The organism is Jidongwangia harbinensis (assembly GCF_020216025.1).
Lineage (GTDB): Bacteria > Actinomycetota > Actinomycetes > Mycobacteriales > Micromonosporaceae > Actinoplanes > Actinoplanes harbinensis.
Window position 1 is genome coordinate 1 of record NZ_JAIWNC010000085.1, and the last position, 1,339, is coordinate 1,339.

Here is a 1,339-nt window from a genome sequence, read left to right on the forward strand (position 1 = left end):
GGTGTGGGTGCCGAGTCGCGGGTGGCGGTGATGTTGCCGCGGTCGGTGGATCTGGTGGTGGCGTTGTTGGCGGTGTGGCGGGCCGGTGGTGCGTACGTGCCGGTGGACGTGGACTATCCGGCGGATCGGGTGCGGCGTGGATTATCCGGCGGATCGGGTGCGGTACGTGTTGCAGGACGCGGCGCCGGTGCTGGTGCTGTCGTCGGCGGAGTTGGCCGGTCGGGTGCCGGATGCGGGGGTTCCGGTCCGGTTGCTGGACGAGGTCGGCGCGGCGCGGGCGGAGTTGCCGGAGCTGCATTGGGATCAGTCGGCCTACGTCATTTACACGTCGGGTTCGACGGGGCGGCCGAAGGGGGTGCAGATTCCGCATGGGGCGTTGGTGAACTTCGTGCGGGCGATGGCGTCCCGGTTCGGGGTGTCTGAGTCGGATCGGCTGCTCGCGGTGACCACCGTCGGGTTCGACATCGCGGTGCTGGAGTTGTTCGTGCCGCTGGTCACCGGTGCCTCGGTGGTCGTGGCCGGCAACGAGCAGGTCGGCGAGCCGGTGGCACTGCGCGAACTGGCCTGCCGCGAGGACGTGACGGTGTTGCAGGCGACGCCGGGGTTGTGGCATGGCCTGTTGGCGGTGGGGGACACCGGTTGGCTGGGCCGGGTGCGGGTGCTGGTGGGTGGTGAGCCGTTGCCGGTGGCGTTGGCCCGTTCGCTGGCGTCGGTGGCGTTGTCGGTGACGAACATGTACGGGCCGACGGAGACCACGGTGTGGTCGACGGTGTGGGACGTGCCGGCGGATCTGGTGGGGGTGCCGTCGATCGGGGCGCCGATCGACAACACCCAGGTGTATGTGCTGGATGCGGGGTTGCGGCCGGCGCCGGTGGGGGTGCCGGGTGAGTTGTACATCGCCGGTGCGGGCCTGGCCCGGGGCTATCTGGGTCGTGCGGGGTTGTCGGCGGAGCGGTTCGTGGCGGATCCGTTCGGTGTGGCGGGGTCGCGGATGTACCGCACCGGCGATGTGGTGCGGTGGAACGCCGATGCGGTCCTGGAGTTCGTGGGCCGCGCGGATGATCAGGTGAAGGTGCGGGGTTTCCGGATCGAGCTGGGTGAGATCGAGTCGGTGCTGGCGCGGGCCGAGGGTGTGGGCCGGGTCGTGGTGGTGGTGCGGGAGGACCGGCCGGGGGATCGGCGTCTGGTGGCTTATGTGCAGTCGGCCGGTGTCGACCCGGCGGCGTTGCGGGCGGTGGCGGTGGCGGCGTTGCCGGAGTACATGGTGCCGTCGGCGTTCGTGCTGCTGGACAAGCTCCCGCAGACGGCGAACGGCAAGGTGGACCGGCGGGCGTTGCCG

The 1,339-nt window shown here is 70.7% G+C and carries 1 protein-coding gene and 1 pseudogene; both read left to right on the forward strand.

What is annotated here, in order from left to right:
* Positions 1-3: 3 nt before the first annotated feature.
* A pseudogene (locus LDL48_RS45320) lies at positions 4-96 on the forward strand (hypothetical protein); the annotation flags it as partial.
* A gap of 40 nt (positions 97-136) precedes the next feature.
* A partial coding sequence (locus tag LDL48_RS42955; protein ID WP_308016565.1) for an amino acid adenylation domain-containing protein occupies positions 137-1,339 on the forward strand: 1,203 nt, incomplete at its 3' end.